Origin of the sequence: Streptomyces sp. NPDC050549 (genome assembly GCF_040655035.1) — a bacterium.
Taxonomy (GTDB): Bacteria; Actinomycetota; Actinomycetes; order Streptomycetales; family Streptomycetaceae; genus Streptomyces.
Genome location: NZ_JBFAJD010000001.1, coordinates 186,590 through 204,600, shown reverse-complemented (window position 1 = coordinate 204,600; position 18,011 = coordinate 186,590). Strand labels below are relative to the sequence as shown.

Annotated in this window: 17 protein-coding genes; 11 read left to right on the top strand and 6 right to left on the bottom strand. The window is 72.5% G+C overall.

Annotated elements, in window-relative coordinates; translation table 11 throughout:
- Positions 1-162: 162 nt before the first annotated feature.
- The 5 genes from AB0I51_RS00915 to chpG form a co-directional block, all read right to left on the bottom strand.
- A complete protein-coding gene (locus AB0I51_RS00915) occupies positions 163-681 on the bottom strand; it encodes a hypothetical protein (RefSeq protein WP_362970033.1) in 519 nt (172 codons plus the stop codon).
- A 163-nt stretch (positions 682-844) separates the two neighbouring features.
- On the bottom strand, positions 845-1,342 hold the full coding sequence (locus AB0I51_RS00910; protein WP_362970031.1) for a DUF5949 family protein: 498 nt from the start codon (positions 1,340-1,342) through the stop codon (positions 845-847).
- Between the two features lie 127 nt (positions 1,343-1,469).
- Positions 1,470-1,760 (bottom strand): hypothetical protein, encoded by a 291-nt coding sequence (locus AB0I51_RS00905; RefSeq protein ID WP_019065677.1) that lies wholly within the window; start codon positions 1,758-1,760, stop codon positions 1,470-1,472.
- Between the two features lie 234 nt (positions 1,761-1,994).
- Entirely contained in the window at positions 1,995-2,762 is a 768-nt protein-coding gene (locus tag AB0I51_RS00900; protein WP_362970029.1) for a hypothetical protein, read from the bottom strand.
- A gap of 272 nt (positions 2,763-3,034) precedes the next feature.
- On the bottom strand, positions 3,035-3,274 hold the full coding sequence (gene chpG / locus AB0I51_RS00895) for a chaplin ChpG (RefSeq protein WP_362970027.1): 240 nt from the start codon (positions 3,272-3,274) through the stop codon (positions 3,035-3,037).
- 254 nt (positions 3,275-3,528) lie between these two features.
- On the opposite strand from chpG, the gene AB0I51_RS00890 reads away from it, so the two are divergent.
- The 9 genes from AB0I51_RS00890 to AB0I51_RS00850 are packed head-to-tail and all read left to right on the top strand — an operon-like array spanning position 3,529 to position 13,946.
- Positions 3,529-4,611, top strand: a complete 1,083-nt coding sequence (locus tag AB0I51_RS00890) for a DUF3344 domain-containing protein (protein ID WP_362970025.1) — start codon at positions 3,529-3,531, stop codon at positions 4,609-4,611.
- Positions 4,612-4,665: 54 nt separating this feature from the next.
- Positions 4,666-5,841: a glycosyltransferase gene (locus tag AB0I51_RS00885; RefSeq protein WP_362970023.1), complete on the top strand. Its 1,176-nt coding sequence runs from the start codon at positions 4,666-4,668 to the stop codon at positions 5,839-5,841.
- A complete protein-coding gene (locus AB0I51_RS00880; protein ID WP_362970021.1) occupies positions 5,838-7,259 on the top strand; it encodes a sugar transferase in 1,422 nt (473 codons plus the stop codon). Before AB0I51_RS00885 ends, AB0I51_RS00880 begins: the two co-directional genes overlap by 4 nt.
- Before the next feature lie 3 nt (positions 7,260-7,262).
- Complete coding sequence (locus AB0I51_RS00875; RefSeq protein ID WP_362970019.1) at positions 7,263-8,606, top strand: O-antigen ligase family protein; 1,344 nt, start codon at positions 7,263-7,265, stop codon at positions 8,604-8,606.
- 2 nt (positions 8,607-8,608) lie between these two features.
- Positions 8,609-10,327 carry a lipid II flippase MurJ gene (locus tag AB0I51_RS00870; RefSeq protein ID WP_362970017.1) on the top strand — a complete coding sequence of 573 codons (1,719 nt, stop codon included), beginning with the start codon at positions 8,609-8,611 and terminating at the stop codon, positions 10,325-10,327.
- Entirely contained in the window at positions 10,311-11,069 is a 759-nt protein-coding gene (locus AB0I51_RS00865; RefSeq protein WP_362970015.1) for a polysaccharide deacetylase family protein, read from the top strand. Before AB0I51_RS00870 ends, AB0I51_RS00865 begins: the two co-directional genes overlap by 17 nt.
- Entirely contained in the window at positions 11,066-12,217 is a 1,152-nt protein-coding gene (locus AB0I51_RS00860) for a glycosyltransferase (protein WP_362970013.1), read from the top strand. Before AB0I51_RS00865 ends, AB0I51_RS00860 begins: the two co-directional genes overlap by 4 nt.
- Positions 12,214-12,846 carry a lipopolysaccharide biosynthesis protein gene (locus tag AB0I51_RS00855; RefSeq protein ID WP_362970011.1) on the top strand — a complete coding sequence of 211 codons (633 nt, stop codon included), beginning with the start codon at positions 12,214-12,216 and terminating at the stop codon, positions 12,844-12,846. Before AB0I51_RS00860 ends, AB0I51_RS00855 begins: the two co-directional genes overlap by 4 nt.
- Positions 12,843-13,946 carry a GNAT family N-acetyltransferase gene (locus AB0I51_RS00850; RefSeq protein ID WP_362970009.1) on the top strand — a complete coding sequence of 368 codons (1,104 nt, stop codon included), beginning with the start codon at positions 12,843-12,845 and terminating at the stop codon, positions 13,944-13,946. Before AB0I51_RS00855 ends, AB0I51_RS00850 begins: the two co-directional genes overlap by 4 nt.
- Before the next feature lie 22 nt (positions 13,947-13,968).
- On the opposite strand, the gene AB0I51_RS00845 is transcribed toward AB0I51_RS00850, so the two are convergent.
- A complete protein-coding gene (locus tag AB0I51_RS00845; RefSeq protein WP_362970007.1) occupies positions 13,969-15,294 on the bottom strand; it encodes a glycosyl hydrolase in 1,326 nt (441 codons plus the stop codon).
- 140 nt (positions 15,295-15,434) lie between these two features.
- Here AB0I51_RS00845 and AB0I51_RS00840 point away from each other — a divergent pair, with 140 nt between their 5' ends.
- Both AB0I51_RS00840 and AB0I51_RS00835 read left to right on the top strand, forming a co-directional pair.
- The gene (locus AB0I51_RS00840; RefSeq protein ID WP_362970005.1) at positions 15,435-16,742 is read left to right on the top strand and encodes an ATP-grasp domain-containing protein; all 1,308 of its coding nucleotides are present in this window, start codon (positions 15,435-15,437) and stop codon (positions 16,740-16,742) included.
- On the top strand, positions 16,742-17,998 hold the full coding sequence (locus tag AB0I51_RS00835; RefSeq protein WP_362970003.1) for an NAD(P)-binding domain-containing protein: 1,257 nt from the start codon (positions 16,742-16,744) through the stop codon (positions 17,996-17,998). Before AB0I51_RS00840 ends, AB0I51_RS00835 begins: the two co-directional genes overlap by 1 nt.
- Positions 17,999-18,011: the final 13 nt, after the last annotated feature.

The following is an 18,011-nucleotide window of genomic DNA, read 5'->3' as shown; positions in this document are numbered from 1 at the left end:
ACTCCCTCGTCCGTTCCGACCGTTCGAGGGGCTAACCGTCCGACCCCCCGCACGGTCACCGTCCGAAACCACCCATGACATGCGGAAGGGCCCGGGTCGCACCACCCGGGCCCTCTCCTCCACACTCCGGCGCTACGACCGCCTTCGTTCCCGCGCTACGGCCTAGAGGCCCGCGCCGGTGACCAGGTCCGCGCCCGGCACGGTCTGCAGAACCGGGGCCAGGACGCCTGCCTGGGGCGCCTTCAGGTCCGGGAGGCCGAAGTTGTCGGGGTTGGGCGGGGTCAGCGGGGCGTCCAGGGCGAGGCCCGGGGCCAGGGTGCGCAGATCGGACGCGGGGGTGCTGACTCCGACGTGGTCGAAGCCGTCGCCGAGAACGTGCGGCAGCGGGGCGCGCAGGCCGATGCCGGGCAGGCCGCCGTGGACCGGGAGCTGGGGCAGCGCGTGCTCCGGGATGAGCCGGCCCTCGACGTACCGCGGGCCCTCGGGGGTACCCGGCATGGGCACCGGGATCTCGCCGCCCAGCTTGGGGAGTTCCATGCCGAGGGCGCTCTCCGCGCCCCCCAGCGGCACGGGCACCGGGACCGCGCCGAGCGCGGCGGCGGGGGTCGCGGCGGCGGCGCCGGTCGCGGCCGCCACGGCCGTGATGACGGCGGCGATGGTTCCTCGGGTGGTCGACTTCATCTCGAGTACGGTCCCTTTCGGAATTCGGAGGCTCTGTGTGCTGACCGGGTAACGATCCCGGGAAGGAGACCAGTTCAAGATTCCCCCAAGTGCCGCAGTAGTCAGCTTTTCCCGAATTCCCATCAGCGGGCCGGAACGGGTGTTCCCGCCCGCTTTCCGGTCGTCAGCCGCGCAGGCTGCGGGCGGGCAGGACAATGTGCGCGGCGGCGGTCAGGGTCTCCTCCGCGCCCGCGAACTCGGCCAGCGCCTCGGGGGTGACGGGCTTGCCCGGCTCGGCCTCGGGCCAGGGGCGGGTGGTGAACACCAGGTAGGCGAAGCCGCGTTCGCCGACCGCCGCGAGCCACTCGGGCGGCGGCACGCACTGGGCGTTGAGCTGCGGCATGTTGAGGACGGCCTGCCCGGACTCGACGAGCATGGTGATCGGCAGGCTGGGCCGGGAGGCTCCGTCGACGACGTCGCCGCCGACCGGGAGTCCGTTGTCGGTCAGCAGTCGCTCCACCGCGGCACTGGCGGCCTCGGGGCCGTCCGCGGCGTCGCCCAGGGTGTAGGCGAGGAGGTAGGGCATGTCCCCGTCGGGGGCCTCGCCGCTCCACGCCAGGACGACGAGGGTGCCGAGGTCGGCGACGCGGAAGGGGCGCGTTTCGCTTGAGGTTGAGGTCACCGCGCGACCTTATCGACGGGCCGGAAGGCCACCGGCCGCGTTCTCACCCGTCCGGCCGATGGCACGGTCGACCCGCCACACGAACGAGGGACGCCTCGCGACGCCCCTCGAACACCACCGGCGGGACTCAGCCCTGCAGCGGCAGACCGCCGAGCAGCGGGTTGTGCTGGTTCAGCGCGCCGGCCGCCCCCTTGACGGTGCTGAGCGGGGACTGCTTGTTCTCGGTGTCGAGCGCGTCCGACTGGTGCTGCAGCGGCATCACGTCGACGGGCTGGATCCGACCACTGGTGAGGGTGTTGACGGCGCCGGTGAGGCTGGTGGGCGTCACGTCGGCGGGGCTGTAGGCGAACGCGGGCGCGGCGGCACCGGCGAGGGCGACGGACCCGGCAACGACAGCGGCAGCCTTCAGGGACTTCATCGTGTTCCTTTCTTCGGCAACTCATGTCACCAGAGGGAATTCTGTCGCCGTGTGTAACGAGTTCCGGCCGGGCCGGAAACCCGTGCGCAGAAACTTTCTGCTCCCCCACCCGAATGCGGTGTGTGTCTCATCGGCGTTTCCCATCCTCATATGAAAGGGAGTTGCGGCGGAAAAAGCCGTCGGGCCGGCCCCCGGAAAGGGACCGGCCCGACGACCTTTCTACGACCGCTCGCCTCACACTCCCGGAACCGCGGGCACGGCCGGAAGGGCCGGTGCCGCGGGCACCGCAGGAAGCGAGGACGTGGACGGCAGCGCGGGCAGCGCCGGGAGACCGGCCAGGCTCGGCGCGGGCAGCCCGCCGCCCAGCAGCGTGGCCGCGACCACGTTGACAAGGCCCGTCACCACGCCGGTGACCGCCGGGACGACCGCCCCGACATCGCCGGAGGTGACGGCGGCGAGCAGGGTGGCGACCGCTTTCTGCAGGGAGGCGAGGGCGTCCCCGGCGAGGTCGGCGGGCGCCTTCCTGCCCTTGGAGTCGTCACCGCTCTTCGGCAGCGCGGGCAGAGCGGGAGTCGCGGGCAGGGCGGGGGTGGCGGGCAGTGCGGGCGTCGCCGGAACCGCCGGGACAGCGGGAGCCGCGGGAACCGCCGGGGCCGCAGGAACCGCCGGAGCTGCCGGAGCCGCCGCGGTGATCTTGGCGACGGCCTCGTTGACGGCGTCGACGAGTTTCTGCGCCTGGTCGGCGGAGAGTTGGCCGTTGTCGGCCTTGAGCACCTGGTTGAGCAGGTCGGTGACCGGGGTGAGCACGCTGCCGACATTGCCGAGGCCCTTGACCTGGGCGAGCAGCCCGTCGGCTCCAGGGACCGGCACGCTCGACGCGGCGTGGACGTGCTTCCGCGCCGAGTCGTTGTCGGCCGCGACGGCCGCGGGGCCGGCGATTCCGATCAGGACGGTGGCACAGAGTACGGAGGACGCGATGCGCCGTGCGGGCAGACCACGCATGGGGTGTTCCTTTCGGTGGTGCTTTCGGATCTTGAGCCCACCGTGAAAGCGCTCACCACCATCTGCAACCGGTCGATCGCGCCGGGTGACCGTCCGTCAGCCGCACGGACGACGTCGTGCCTGGTGAGGGCCATGTCAAGACCGGACCGCCGGACCGGCGCCGCTACCGCCCATTCGGGGCAACGACCCGCACCGCGGCCCCAACGCCAACCGGCCGTCCCCCCGTGGATGGACCACGGGGAAACGGCCGGCCGAAGGGATGCGCGCGGACGTCAGTCGTTGACGCAGGTGTTGCCGAACGCGGGGTTCAGCAGACCGATGACGTTGACGGTGTTGCCGCAGACGTTGACCGGGATGTGAACCGGAACCTGGACGACGTTGCCCGACAGCACGCCCGGGGACTGGGCGGCGGCGCCGTGCGCGTCGCTGTCGGCGGCGGCGATGCCGGCGGTGCCCGCCATGGCGGCGGCGGCAACGGAGGTCAGGACCAGGCCCTTCGCGATACGCGACATGGAGAGGTGCTCCTTGGGGTTGAAACAAACACCCGGGCGGGGATGCCCGGCGCTGTGTCAACGCGCGGCGCCCACGGGGGTTGTGCCGCCAATGGGGTGATGTGCCACAGGGCCGAACTTCACCATTCCGACACACTTGTCACGTTTCACCGCATTAATCCGGATAGCTACTAGAGTTGCGCACCTCCCGAAGTACCCCTATAGCCAGCAAATCGCATATAGGGGCCGCACTTCCCGAAAGGGCACCGCCGGTCATGCGCAATTCCCAGGGTCCGCTGCTGCGCCGGGCGTCGACGGTCGCCCTCGCCCTCGCCACGATCTGGGCCCCGGCCGCCTCCGGCGCCTCCGCCCCGCCCGCCGCCGAGAGGGAGCGCATCCCCCCGGCCCAGCGCTACCAGGCGCTCCAGCACGGCGGCTTCGTCCGCGCGGCCAACACCTCCGTCAGCTGCCGCACGGACTCGGCCACCTGCCTCTCCGTACGCGAGGGTGAGGCCGCGGTCAACGGCGACTTCGACATGTTCTACGTCGACGTCGACCGCGATCCCAACACCTACAACTCCTCCCGCGCGGAGGTCCGGTTGCCCGAGGGCGCCCGGGCCACGTACGCACGCCTGTACTGGGGCGGCAACCTCCGGGTGGGCGAGCAGAAGCCGCCCAAGGACAACGGGCGGGTGCTGATCGCGGAGCCCGGCGGCGACTACAAGGAAGTGCTCGCGGACACGGTCGTCGGACACCGGGTGACGGACGGCGCCGACGCGTTCCAGGCCTCGGCGGACGTCACCGGGCTGGTCCGTGCGAGTGGTTCGGGCCTCTACACGGTGGCCCAGGTCAACACGGCGATGGGGAAGTCCGCGGCCGGCGCGTGGGGCGGCTGGACACTCGTCGTGGCGTACGAGAAGCCACAGGAGCCGCTGCGCCGGCTGGAGCTGTGGGACGGCTTCGACGCGCTGAACTCCAGAACCGGCGCGGAGATCCGGTTGCGCGGCCTGCGCACGCCCGCGCACGCCGGGGGACGCGCGGGCGTGGTGGCGTACAACGGGGATCGCGGCCGGACCGGGGATTCGCTCACGCTCTCGACCGGTCGTACGAACGCCATCCCGCTGGGTGACGGCGCCAATCCCCGTGACGACGTACTGAATTCCACGATCAGCGCCCCGGGGGCGGCGCCTTCGGAGCGTGCGCCCGCGTATGCGAACACGCTCGGCTACGACTCCGATGTGTTCGATCTCGGCAAGGCGCTGCGTCCGGGCGGTGACCAGCTGGCCTTCCGGCTCGTTTCCCAGCGGGACGCGGCGTGGTTCGGGGCGCTCTTCGTCGCCGTCGACGCCCAGCAGTGAGGCGCGTTCCCGCCCGCAGTCCCGAGCGCCACCCGTGAGCGAGGAAACCGCGCAATGCACCAGTCAGCAACCGACCCTCGGCCACGGGTCCTGCACCTCGCCCAGCCCGTGGACGGCGGGGTCGCCCGTGTCGTCACGGATCTGACGCGGGCCCAGCTCGCGGCCGGCCTGCACGTCACGGTCGCCTGCCCCGACGGCGGCTCCCTCGCGGGCGCGGTCAGGGCGCTCGGCGCCGACGTACGACCGTGGCAGGCCACCCGTTCGCCGGGTCCGGCGCTCGTCTCCGAGGTACGGCGGCTCACCCGGGTGGTCGAGGAGGTGCGGCCCGATCTGGTGCACGCGCACAGCGCGAAGGCCGGTCTTGCCGGGCGGCTCGCCGTGCGGGGGCGGATCCCGACCGTGTTCCAGCCGCACGCCTGGTCGTTCGAGGCGGTCGGCGGGGTCACCGCCGCGCTCGCCGTCGGCTGGGAGCGCTGGGGCGCCCGGTGGTCCACGCGAACGGTGTGCGTGAGCGAGGCGGAGCGCACCACCGGGCTGCGGGCCGGGGTCCGGAGCCGCTGGAGCGTGATCCCGAACGGCATCGACGCCGAGCGTTTCCACCCGGCCGCCGTGGACACCGTACGGGCCGGGATCGAGCGGCTCGCCGGGGTCGATCCGGCGGCGCCGCTGGTGGTGTGCGTGGGGCGGCTGTGCCGGCAGAAGGGCCAGGACGTCCTGCTGAGGGCGTGGGACGCGGTGCTCCGGCGGGTGCCGAAGGCGCGCCTGGTGCTCGTCGGCGACGGGCCCGACCGGGACGCACTGCGTCGACTCGCCCCGGATTCCGTGCTGTTCGCGGGTGCCGTCGCCGATGCCGTGCCCTGGTACCAGGCCGCCGACCTGGTGGTGCTGCCCTCGCGCTGGGAGGGCATGGCGCTGGCGCCGCTGGAGGCGATGGCGTGCGGGCGGCCCGTCGTCCTCACGGATGTCGCGGGCGCCCGCGAGAGCCTGCCCCCCGGTCTCGCCCCGCGCTGCCTGGTGCCGGCCGACAACCCGGCGGTGCTGTCCGGTGCCGTCGCCGAGCTGCTGCTCGACCCGCTGCTGCGCGAGTCCCTCGGCCACCAGGGACGCCGGTACGTCCAGTCCACGCACGACGTGCGGCACACCGCCGAAGCGGTCGCGGGGGTCTATCGCGACCTGCTCGGCGGCAAACCCGTCGTGCCCACCGAGTGCAGGGAGTCCATCCACTCGTGACTGCGGAAAGCACCGTCCCCTCCCCCGGCGGACAGCCACGGGACCACGGATCCTCGAACGTCTCGGTCATCCCCCGGCGCACCGCCGGCGGTTTCCGGTTCCCGGTCCGCCGCCCGCCCGCGCGCCCGGCCTCACCGCTGCCGCTGCTCGGCGCGGACCTCGCCGCCGCCCTGCTGGGCGCGCTCGCGCTGACCGGCGGCCGGCGCAGGCCGCTCCTGGTGGCGCTGCTGATCGCCGCTTCGATACTGCTGCGCCCGCACGTGCCCCGGGCCGTACCGCGCGTCCTGGACGAACTGCCCGCCGTCTGCGGGCGGATCGCCGTCGCCTGGCTCGCGCTCGGCACCCTCACGGCGGCCTACGACCCCGGCCGCGCCCTGTCCGCGCGCACCCTGCTGCTGGGCTTCGCCCTCCAGACGGCGGCCGGCTGCGTGGCCCGCGGCGCGGTCCACCGCCACCGCCGCAAGGCTCTCCTGAACCACCCCCGCGCCGCCCTGGTCGTCGGCCCGGCGACGACCGCGCAGCGCGTCGCGGCAGCTGTTCTACGACACCCGGGGTGCGGGATCGAGCCGATCGGCATCGTCGCCGACCATCCGGACGGCGCCGAGGGCCTGCCCGTACTGACCACCGGCGAGGAGGTCGAACGCGCCCTCATCCAGAACGGCGTCCGCGCCGTCCTCACCGTGCATCCCTCCGTACGGTCCGAACGCGGGCCGCTGCTGCGGGCGTTGGCGGAGTCGGGCTGTACGGTCTGGGAGGTCGACGCCGACTCCCCCTCGTACGAGATGCGCGACCAGCTCGCCGGATTCGCCTGCCGGCGGCTGGAGTTGGGCTCCCGCAGGCGCGGCAGCCTCGGCAAGCGGGCACTGGACGTCCTGGTGTCCGGGACCCTGCTCCTCCTGGTCGGCCCGCTGCTGCTGGTCTGCGCGACGGTCCTGCGGCTCACCGACGGACCCGGGGTCGTCTTCCGCCAGGAGCGCATCGGCAAGGACGGACGCCCCTTCATCCTGCTGAAGTTCCGCACCCACCGCCCGGTCGACGAGCACGAGGCGGCGACCCGCTGGAGCGTCGCGGGCGAACACCGGATGAGCCGCTTCTGCCGCTTCCTGCGCCAGACCTCGCTGGACGAACTGCTCCAGCTGTGGAACGTCTTCCGGGGCGACATGAGCCTGGTCGGCCCACGCCCCGAACGCCCGTATTTCGTAGCGCAGTTCAGCCAGACCTACCCCGGTTACGCGGCCCGCCACCGGATGCATACCGGCATCACCGGCCTCGCCCAGATCCACGGGCTTCGCGGCGACACCTCGATCGAGGACCGCTGCCGGTTCGACAACGCGTACATCGACAACTGGTCCCTGTGGCAGGACATCTGCATCCTCGCCCGTACCGCGACCGCGCTCGTACGTCCGACGGGGAGCTGAGCCGTGAACCACCGCCTGCGCACCTTCGCCCCGGTCCTGCCGGTCATCTCCGTGATCGCCCTGCTCGGCCTGCCGCTCGCCCCGGGCGCGGGCGGCGCGGGGCCGGCCGACGCGGTCTCCGGGCTGGTGGTGCTGTACTGCGGGATCCGGCTGCTCCGGGAGCGCAGGCGCCCCCTGACCCCAACTGCCGTGACGGTCATGGGACTTCCGGTCCTGGGCCTGTCCATCGCCGCGATGGGAGCGTCCTCGCCGGGGGCGGGGCTGAGCGGTCTCGGCCGCTATCTCCAGATCTTCGTCCTCGTCCCGGCGGCGGTGGTCCTGCTGATCCGCGACCGGCGTGACTTCCGCATGCTGGCCTGGTCGTTCGTGTCACTCGCCCTGTGGCAGGGGGCGATCGGCGTCAAGCAGTACGTCACCGCGACCGGCGCCTCCTACCAGGGCGAGGACATCCGCGCGGTGGGCACCTTCGGACCGACCGACGTGATGGGCATGGCGACGGTCGTGTCCTTCGGCCTGATCTGCGCGGTGGCCCTGGCACTGGGCGGCCTGGGCCGGAACGACGCGAGGCGGCGGGCGGTTGCCGCAGGTTGCGCGTTCGCCCTGTTGCTGCCGCTGGCCCTGTCCTTCAGCCGCGGCGCGTGGATCGCGACCGCCGCGACCTGCGCGCTGCAACTGGCGCTGGCCGGACTGCGGCGCGCGCTGAAGGTGGCCGCGGCGGTGACAGCGGCAGGCGTGGTGCTCGTCGGCGGCTTCGGGGTCGGTTCGGCGATGCTCCAGGAGCGGATCAGCAGCATCACCCAAGTCACCGACGCCCCCGACCAGTCGGTGACCGACCGGTACACGATGTGGGCGGCGGCGACCGCGATGTGGCGTGAACACCCGCTGACCGGCGTCGGGTTGAAGGGCTTCCCCGAACACCGCGACGGCAACGCCTCGTTGGCCCTGTCCTCGGGCAGCGACACCGACGGCGCGGGCGCCGGGTTCCTCAAGCAGCCACTGCTCTCCCCGCACAACATGTACCTCCTGGTCCTCAGCGAACAGGGCCTGATCGGCCTCCTCACCCTGGCCGGCAGCTGGCTGGCCCTGCTGGTGTGCGCACTGCGCGGCCTCTTCCGCACCCACCGCACCGGCCACCCCGGCCTCGACTGCGCCCTGGTCTCCTCCGGCCTCCTGATCTGGCAGCTGATCGACTTCATGTACGCGGACATCGGCGGCCCGTCGACGGTCCTGACGGCGGTGGTGTTCGGGGTGGCGGCGTGGTGGTCACTCGTGGGCGCGAACACGGAAGAGCAGCTTCCTGTGCCGACTTCGGTGTGCGCGCCCAAGGCAGAGGCCGCGATCCAATGACGGTGACCGGCAGCGCCCCAAAGGGGCGCGGGGCTGTATCGATCAGCGGCTCCGCCGCGGGGCGCGACCAGCCCCAACGGCGCAGCAGTCAGCCACCGACCGCCACCACCCCCATCCCAGCCCCCTCCCCAGAAGTCACCCCACCCCCCGAATCCCGCCGTTTCCTGGCCAAAGCCGCCCTGATCACCGCCGTCCTCTCGATCACCGGCTCCCTCCTGGGCCTCGCCAGAGACCAGTCCCTCGCCCGCCTCTTCGGCGCCGGCAGCGAGACCGACGCCTTCCTCGTCGCCTGGACGATCCCCGAGTTCGCCGCCACCCTCCTCATCGAGGACGGCCTGGCGTTCGCCCTGATCCCGGCGTTCAGCATGGCGCTGGCCCGCAGAGCGCAAGGTGCCCCCGGCGACCCCGTCAGCGCCCTGGTGAAAGCCACCCTCCCCCGCCTCACGCTGGCGTTCGTCGCGGTGTCGGCGCTGCTCGTCGCAGCAGCCCCCTACCTGGTCGAAGCCCTCGCCCCAGGCCTCCCCCACCCCGCGCTCGCCGTCAGCTGCACCCGCATCACCGCGACCTGCGTCCTGAGCTTCGGCCTGGCCGGCTACTGCAGCGCGGCGCTCCGCGCCCACCGCCGTTTCGTGGCACCGGCGGCGATCTACGTGGCGTACAACATCGGCATCATCGCCGGGATGTACGCCTTCGGTGCCCACTGGGGCGTACGGTCGGCGGCCCTCGGTGTGGCCGCGGGCGGCTTCCTGATGGTGCTGACCCAACTGCCCGCGCTGGTACGCCAGTTGAGGAGCCATAAGCCGACTGCCCCGGACACCGTCGCCGACAGCACCGCCGAGTCCCCCCGCCCGATGAACTTCGCCCTGATGGCCACCGTGCTGCTCTTCGCGCTGTGCCGTCAGTCCCAGGTCCTCATCGAGCGCTTTCTCGCCTCCCACCTCCCGGCCGGTGCCATCTCGCATCTGAACTACGCGCAGAAGGTCGCCCAGATGCCGATGGTGCTGTCGCTGATGCTGTGCACGGTCACCTTCCCGGTGGTCGCGCGGGCGCTCGCCGAGGGCGACACGGAGAAGGCCCGCAACCGGGTGGAGCGGGACCTCGCGCTCGCCGCCTGCCTTGTCCTGCTCGGCGCCGCCACGGTGATCGCCTGTGCCCCGCAGATCATCGAACTCCTCTTCCAGCGGGGCGCGTTCACCGCCCACGACACCGCGGCCACGGCCGGCGTGATGCGCGTGTACGCGCTCGGGCTGCTCGGCCAGACCCTGGTCGGCGTCCTGGTCCGCTCCTACTTCTCGGCCGGCCGCCCCACCTGGTACCCGGTCGGCGCGATGGCCGCCGGCATCGTCGTGACCTCCTGGATCGGCGCCTGGACGGTCGGCCCCTGGGGTGTCATCGGCATCGCGATCGCCAACGCCACCGGCATCACCGTCACCGCCGTACTGCTGCTGTGCGGCAGCGGCCCGCGCAGTGTCCCGATCCGCACCCGGCAGGTCCTGGTGGAGCTGAGCCGGCCGGTGCGCGCGGCGGCGGTCGCCACGGTCGCCGGGGCGTTCGCCGCCCGCGCGATGCCCGCACCGCTGCCCGGTCTCGCCGTCGGCTGCGCGACCGTCACCGTCGTCTTCGTCCTGCTCGGCCGGGCCCTGGGCGCCCAGGGCTTCGCACCCGCACTGGAATCCGTCCGCTCCGTCACACGAAGGCTCATCCATGGCCGCTCCCGCTGATTCCCCGACCACCGGCAGTCGCGTCACGGGCCCGGTCCCGTGGGTGGCGATGTACCACTCCGTGGGCGACTGCTCCGACGACCCCTACCGCATCACGGTCACGCCCGACCGCCTGGACCGGCAGCTGCGCTGGCTGAGCAGGCGCGGGCTGCGGGGCGTGTCCATGGCCGAGCTGCTCGCCGCCCGCGCCCGGGGCGAGGGCCACGGTCTGGTGGGGCTGACCTTCGACGACGGCTACGCCGACTTCGTCGACAACGCCCTTCCCGTGCTGGCCCGTTGGGACTGCGGCGCCACTCTCTTCGTGCTGCCCGGCAGGCTCGGCGGCGACAACGCCTGGGACCCGCTGGGCCCGCGCAAGCCGCTCCTCACCGCGGACGGCATCCGCCAAGCCGCCGCCGAGGGTTTGGAGATCGGTTCGCACGGCCTGACCCACGTCGACCTCACCAAGGCGGACGACGCCACTCTGAAGGCGGAGGTCACCGAAAGCCGTTCCGTACTCGCCGAGTTGACCGGTACGAACGTCGACGGCTTCTGCTACCCCTACGGCACGATCGACGCCCGCGCCGTGGCCGCCGTACAGGAAGCCGGTTACACCTACGCCTGTGCCATCGACCCCGGCGACCTCAACGGCCAACACGCCCTCCCCCGCGTGCACATCGGCCAGAACGACACCGCCGTCCGCCTCTTCCTCAAGTACCGGCTGCACGGCCTGCGCCGCCGCCCGGTGGAGGGGCTCGCATGAAGGCGCTGCACATCATCACCGGGCTCGGCATCGGCGGCGCCGAGCAGCAACTCCGCCTGCTCCTGCGCCACTTGCCGGTCGACTGCGAGGTCGTGACGCTCACCAACCCGGGCGCGGTGGCCGACGGGCTCACGGCCGACGGGGTGCGCGTCCACCACCTCGGCATGACCGGCAACCGCGACCTCGCCGCCCTCCCCCGCCTGGTCAAAATCATCCGCACCGGCGGCTACGACCTCGTCCACACCCACCTCTACCGCGCCTGCGTCTACGGCCGACTCGCCGCCCGGATCGCGGGCGTGAAGGCGGTCGTCGCCACCGAACACTCCCTGGGCGACTCCCAGATGGAGGGCCGAAGCCTCAACGCCGGGGTCCGCGCCCTGTATCTCGCCAGCGAGCGCCTGGGCCGCTCCACGGTCGCCGTCTCCCCCACGGTCGCCGAACGCCTCAAGCGGTGGGGGGTGCCGGGCCCGCGCATCGAAGTGGTCCCCAACGGCATCGACCTGCCCCGCTTCCGCTTCGACCCGGTCCAGCGACTGTGCACCCGCCAGCGGCTCGGCCTGCCCGAGGGCGCGTACGTCGTCGGCGGCATCGGACGCCTCGCGGCCGGCAAACGCTTCGACGTCCTGATCCGCACTCTGACCCAACTCCCCTCCGACTACTGGCTGTTGCTGGTCGGCGGCGGCCCCGAGGAGAACCTCCTGCGCCGCACCGCCCACGACTGCGGAGTGGCCGACCGGGTGCTGTTCACCGGCGAACGCCCCTACGTCCCGGACGGCACCCCGGGCCCCGACCTGCCCTCCCTCACCGCGGCGATGGACCTGCTGGCCTCGCCGTCCCCCGAGGAGGCCTTCGGCCTGGCCGTCGTAGAAGGTCTGGCGTCCGGGCTGCCCGTGCTCTACGCCTCCTGCCCCGCCGTCGAGGACCTCCCGCCGCAGGCCGCCGCAGGAGCGCGCCGGGTCCAGGGCGGGCCCGAGGTCTTCGCCCGCGCGCTGGCCGCGGCCCGCGCCCGGGGCCCGCGTCCGCGCACCGCGCCGGACGCCGCCCACCACTACTGCATCACCCGCAGCGCCGCCCAACTCATGGACGTGTACGCGGCGGTCTCCACCTCGTCGCCGACCCCCGCACCCCAGGGAGCCAGTTCCTCATGACCGAGATCCGACAGCACCGCCCACTCGCCCGCGCGAAGACCTTCCCGGCCTGGTCCCTTCTCGCGGCCGGCGCCGTGACCGGCGGGCTCCTCGGCGCCGGCTACGGCCTCGCCAAGCCGCCGACGTACACGGCCACCAGCTACGTCATCGCCGTACCGACGGACAAGGCCGACTCCTCGACCGCGCTCGGCTTCGCGCAGGCCTACGGCCGGGTCGCCACCCAGCTCGCGGTGCTCGGGGACGCGCAGGTGTGGGCGGGCGTCCCGGTGAAGACGCTCCAGTCGAGCGTGCAGACGGCAACCTCGCCGGACGCGCCGATGGTCGCCGTCACGGCCACCTCCTCGCGCGCCGACCTCGCCGCCGACATGGCCAACGCGGTGTCCCGCTCGCTGACCGTGCACGCGAACGACTCCAAGGACTCGACCCACGTCGAACTCCAGACCTTCGCCCGCGCCATCAAGCCGGCCGGCCCCTCCTCGGCCTCGGCCGTGGTGACCGGCCTGGTAGGCGCGAGCGCGGGCGGTCTCCTCGGCGGGCTGCTGCTGCTCGTCCGGCCGCGCCGCACCACCGACGAGACCGGCCGCCCGGCCTCCGTGCCCAGCCCGGCCACCGCGGCCGACGTCCTGTGACACCGGTGTACTCGACCGAACTCGTCACCGACGCCCAGGCCTTCGCCGAACTGGCCCCGGCCTGGGGCCGGTTGTACCGGAAGTGCGGTGCGGCGACCCCGTTCCAGAGCCACGCCTGGCTGCACTCCTGGTGGCTGTCGTACGGCCGAACGGGCCGACTGCGCCTGCTCGTTGTGCGCGAAGGGCGCGAACTCGTCGCCGTCGCACCCCTGATGCTCGTGCGCCGTCCGGTCCCCACACTGGTCCCGCTCGGCGGGGCGATCTCCGACTACGGCGACGTCCTGCTGGACGACGACCACGGCGAACCGGCGGTCGCCGCACTCACCGAGGGCCTCGCGTCCGCCGCCCGCACCGCGCTGATCGACTTCCGCGAGGTGCGGCCCGGCGGCGCGGTCGAGCGCGTCTACGACCGCTGGCGCGGCCCCCGCCGCCGCGTCCACGACTCGCTCTGCCTGGAGCTCCCCGCCGTACCGATGGACGAACTGGTCGCCCGTCTCCCCTCCTCCAAGGCCCAGCGTGTCCGCGCCAAGCTCCGCAAGCTGACCGCGCTCGGCGTCGAGCGCAAGGTCGTACGGCCCGACGAGGTGGACGGAGCGCTGCGGCGACTGCTGGAGCTGCATCAACTCCAGTGGCAGGGGCGGAAGGTGACGTCCGAGCATCTGCAGACCCGGTTCTGCGAACACCTGGTCCGCTCGGTCGGGCCGATGGTGCGCTCCGGGGACGCCGTCGTCACCGAGTTCCGGCTCGACGAGGACGTGGTCGCCGTAGATCTCACGCTGCTGTCGCGGCGGCTCGCGGGCGGGTATCTGTACGGCGCGCATCCGCGGCTGCGGGAGCGGAAGGCCGATGTGGCGGTGATGCTGCTCGACGCGTGCGCCGAGCACACCGGCACCGACGGGCCCGGCACGCTCAGTCTGCTGCGGGGCAACGAGCCGTACAAGCACCACTGGCGGCCCGAACCGGTGGTCAACCAGCGGCTGTTGCTGGCCCGGAGGCGCACGGCGCCGCTGATGGCGGCCGTCGTTTGCGATGTCGCCGCGCGCCGGCGGGGCAAGGCGATACTGCGGAAGTGGAGGGAACGCGGTGGCGACGGACCATGAGCGGCCCGCCGCCACCTCAGGTTCAGCGGTCGCGCTGCCACCAGTCGAACTTCACGCACAGCTTCCCGCCGAGCCAGTACTCCACCCAGTCGCCCAACTCCACGGGCGAGCAGTTGGCCGGGTGCGCCGGGGTGGGAGGCGTGGTCGGCTTGGGCGGCTCCGGGGTGACCGGGGTCGTGGGTGTCGTGGGTGTGGTCGGCAGCGGAGTGACCGGGGTCGGGTCCTCGGTGCGGCCGAACAGGACCGAGCGGTAGACCTTGGACGACTTCGGGTTCTGGGAGCACTGCCACACACCGTGCGGGCAGTAGTCGGTCACCGTGTTGTACAGCGGCTTGTGCTCGTCCATCCAGGCGAGCATGCGCTTCATGTACTCCGCGTTGTCGCCATTGCGGAAGAGTCCCCATTCAGGATAGGAAATGGGCTTGCCGTGGGATTTGGCGAAGTCCACGTGTTCCTGGAGTCCATAGGGCTCTTTCACCTGCTCGTCGAACGTCAGCCCGGAAGGCTGGTCGTACGAATCCATTCCGACGATGTCGACCGTGTCGTCCCCCGGATAGCACTGCGTCCAGGGAACGGCGTCCCGGCCGCGGCTCGGAGTGAAGTCGAACCGGAATTTCTGGCCCGGCACCGAGCGCATCGTGGTGACGATCCTGTTCCAGTACTTCTTCCAGGCCTCCGGGTCCGGCCCGCAGCGAGAGGTGTACGTGGTGCCGTTCATCTCCCAGCCGAGCACGATCACCGTGTCCGGCACCTTCAGGTCGACCAGCCGTTCGGCGAGGGCCTTGAAGTGCTGATCGAACTGACCGGCCGCGCCCAGCTGGAGCAACCGCCGGACCTGCCAGTCGGACACGCCGTCCTCGTTGCGCTCCTGCATGGGCACGTTGAGGACGAGCATCCGGTCGGCCTTCTCCGTCCGCCAGTCCGCCCATACGTCGAGGAGGCCCGGGGCGCCCTCGATGTCGCTCCAGTGGTTGCCGGGCAGGTAGGTGTGGCCGACGCGCAGTTCGGCACCGCCCAGCCAGCTGCTCAGCGCGGCCATCCGGGCCACACCGCGGGCACCCGAGTCGAGGAAGGCGCCGAAGGCCGGAGCCGCTTTCGGCTCGGGGGTCTTCACCGGTTCGACGACGGCCGGGGCCGTGGGCACGGTGGCCGCGGGTGCGGTGGTCGTAGGCGTGGCGGGCACGGTGCTCGTGGGTGCGGTGGTCGCGGGAGCAGGCGGGTCGGTGGCCCGCGCCACCTCCGCCCCCGCCGCGAACCCGGGACCCGACGCCAGTGCCGCCGACGCGGCGACCGTAACCGCGATGAAGGTCAGTCGTCCGGTCCGGGACCGTCGCTGCTGTGGGGCCATGCCTGCTCCTCTCTCTGCTCTCGTTTTCTCTTTCTCCTTTTTGACACTCAGTCATATGAATATGAATTACGCCACCGCCGTTACGGCTTTTGAGTGTCCCTGTCGCCCGCGTGGGTGAACCGAACCGAAGGAAACAGTCCGTGTCGCTGCTCGACATCCGTGTCCCCGCAGTTCTGTTGCGGATCGACCGGAACCCCTTTCACCACGGAACGCTGGGGGCCGTGCGTTCGCTCGGCAGGGCCGGAGTGGAGGTGCATGTGGTCGCCGATTCCGCCGGAAGTCCCGTACGCAGCTCCCGTTTTGTCTGCCAGATGCATCCCCCGCCGGCGCCCGGCGCGTCCCTGGGCGAGATCGCCGTCACGCTGCGCCGGGTGGCCGCCCGCATCGCGCGTCCCGCCGTACTGATCGCGATGGACGACGCGAGCGCCGTCGCCGTCGGCCGGCTGCGCGAGGAACTCGCGCCCTCCTATCTGCTGCCGCTTCAGCCCGGCGCGCTGGCCGAACGGGTCGCCGACAAGGCGGAACTGGCCGCCGTGTGCGCGAGCGCGGACATCCCGCACCCGGTGACGCTGATCCCGGAGAGCCCGGCGCAGGCCGCGAGCGCCGCCTGGCAACTGGGACTGCCGGTGGTCGCGAAGTGGAGCCGGCCCTGGCTGGTGCCGTGCGGGACCGGGCTGCGCAGCACGGTGGTGGTGCACAGCGCGCAGGAGGCGCGAGAGTTGTATCTGCGCGCCGAGGAGGCGGGCAGCCGGCTGCTGTTGCAGGCCTTCCTGCCGTCCGGGCCCGACCGCGACTGGTTCTTCCACGGCTACGTCGACCGGACCGGCGCCGTACGCGGCGGCGGGCCGGGCCGCAAGCAGCGGGCCTGGCCGCGCGGAGCGGGCCTGACGGCGGTGGGCCGCTGGACACCCAACCCGCAGGTGCAGGCGCTCGCCGAACGCCTCACCGCCGAACTCGGCTACCGCGGCATCTTCGACCTGGACTTCCGCCGCTGCGGCACGAGCGGCCGCTACCACCTGCTCGACTTCAACCCGCGGCCCGGCGCCCAGTTCCGGCTCTTCACCGACAGCGCGGGCCTGGACGTCGTCCGCGCGCTGCACCTGGACCTGACCCACCGTCCGCTGCCGGACGGGGCACCCCGGCCCGGGCGTTCGTTCGTGGTGGAGAACTACGCGCCGCTCAGCGCGCTGCGCCCGGCCCCCGCCGGCCGCGAGCTGGCCTGGTACGCGCCGGACGACCGGGCGCCGGGTCGGGCGATGTGGGGCCTGTGGGCGGGGCACGTGCTGCGCAAGCTGCGGGGGCGGCTGGGCGGCGGGCCGGTACCGGCGCGCACGGCGGCGCGGGTGGTACGGCAGTCGACCACGAGCCCCCTCAACGAGCCGGCCGAACAAGCCGAGTTGACCAAGCCGACCGAGTTGTCCGACGACGAGAAAGCGAGCAGTTGCTGATGTACGACCTGCTGGTGGTGGGCGCGGGCCCGTACGGCCTGTCCATCGCGTCCCACGCCGCGGCCGCCGGGCTGAACCTGCGCGTCTTCGGCCGGCCGATGGCCTCCTGGCGCGACCACATGCCCCGGGGCATGTTCCTCAAGTCGGAGCCCTGGGCCTCCAACCTGTCTGACCCGGACGGCCGTTGGCCGCTCGACGCGTACTGCGCGACGCAGGGCGTTCAGGCCCGGCACGGCGAGCCGATCCCGGTCGAGATGTTCGCCTCGTACGGCCTGTGGTTCGCGCGCAACGCGGTGCCCGAGGTGGACGAGCGGACCGTGGAGCGGATCGCCCCGGTGCCCGGCGGCTTCGAGGCGGTGACGGACGACGGCACGGTGCTGCACGCCCGTACCGTCGCACTCGCCGTCGGTGTCATGCCGTTCGTCGAAATCCCGTCCGCGCTGAGGGGGTTGAGCCGTTCCCTTGTCTCGCACAGCAGCCACCACAGCACACTGGACGACTTCCGCGGCAAGGACGTCACGGTGATCGGCGGCGGCCAGGCCGCGCTGGAGACGGCCGCCCTGCTCGCCGAACAGGGAACCCGGGTAAGGGTGTTGGCGCGGGCCGACGAACTGCACTGGAACGACGTGCCGCCGGCCTGGGAGCGCCCGTGGTGGCAGGAGGCCCGCTCCCCGCACAGCGGCCTGGGCCCCGGCTGGCGCAACTGGTTCTACGCCGAGCGCCCCGGCCTCTTCCGCCGTCTTCCCGAGTCGACCCGGGCCAGGATCGCGGCCAACGCCCTCGGGCCGGCGGGTGCTTGGTGGGTACGGGACCGAGTGGAACCGACGGTCGAGGTGCTGCTCGGCCATGAGGTCGCGGCCGCCGACGTGGTTCCGGGCGGGGTACGCCTGGAGACGGTGAGCGGGGCGGGCGGGACACAGTCCCTGGAGACCGAACACGTCATCGCGGCAACGGGGTTCAAGGCAAGGACCGGCCGACTCGGGCTGTTCTCAAGCGAGTTGAGGGAATCCCTGACCACGGTGGGCGACGGTTCCCCCGAGGTCGGCCGGGACTTCGAGTCCTCGCACCCCGGCCTCTTCATGGCGGGCCTGCTGACGGCCTCGGGCTTCGGCCCGGCGATGCGCTTCGTGCACGGCGCCACGTTCACCGCGGGCGCGCTGGTCCGGGGCGTCCGGCGCCGGCTGCGTTCGGAGCCGCGCGGCGGGATGATCCCGGCGCCGGGGCGGCGGGGCGCACTGGATTTCGTACGACGCTGACCGCGTGGTGCGG

Coding starts and splice junctions, on each gene's coding strand:
- AB0I51_RS00915 (WP_362970033.1), bottom strand. CDS start 681: ATGAAGTCGACCACCCGAGGAACCATCGCCGCCGTCATCACGGCCGTG.
- AB0I51_RS00905 (WP_019065677.1), bottom strand. CDS start 1,760: ATGAAGTCCCTGAAGGCTGCCGCTGTCGTTGCCGGGTCCGTCGCCCTC.
- AB0I51_RS00900 (WP_362970029.1), bottom strand. CDS start 2,762: ATGCGTGGTCTGCCCGCACGGCGCATCGCGTCCTCCGTACTCTGTGCC.
- chpG (WP_362970027.1), bottom strand. CDS start 3,274: ATGTCGCGTATCGCGAAGGGCCTGGTCCTGACCTCCGTTGCCGCCGCC.
- AB0I51_RS00890 (WP_362970025.1), top strand. CDS start 3,529: ATGCGCAATTCCCAGGGTCCGCTGCTGCGCCGGGCGTCGACGGTCGCC.
- AB0I51_RS00885 (WP_362970023.1), top strand. CDS start 4,666: ATGCACCAGTCAGCAACCGACCCTCGGCCACGGGTCCTGCACCTCGCC.
- AB0I51_RS00865 (WP_362970015.1), top strand. CDS start 10,311: ATGGCCGCTCCCGCTGATTCCCCGACCACCGGCAGTCGCGTCACGGGC.
- AB0I51_RS00860 (WP_362970013.1), top strand. CDS start 11,066: ATGAAGGCGCTGCACATCATCACCGGGCTCGGCATCGGCGGCGCCGAG.
- AB0I51_RS00855 (WP_362970011.1), top strand. CDS start 12,214: ATGACCGAGATCCGACAGCACCGCCCACTCGCCCGCGCGAAGACCTTC.
- AB0I51_RS00845 (WP_362970007.1), bottom strand. CDS start 15,294: ATGGCCCCACAGCAGCGACGGTCCCGGACCGGACGACTGACCTTCATC.
- AB0I51_RS00835 (WP_362970003.1), top strand. CDS start 16,742: ATGTACGACCTGCTGGTGGTGGGCGCGGGCCCGTACGGCCTGTCCATC.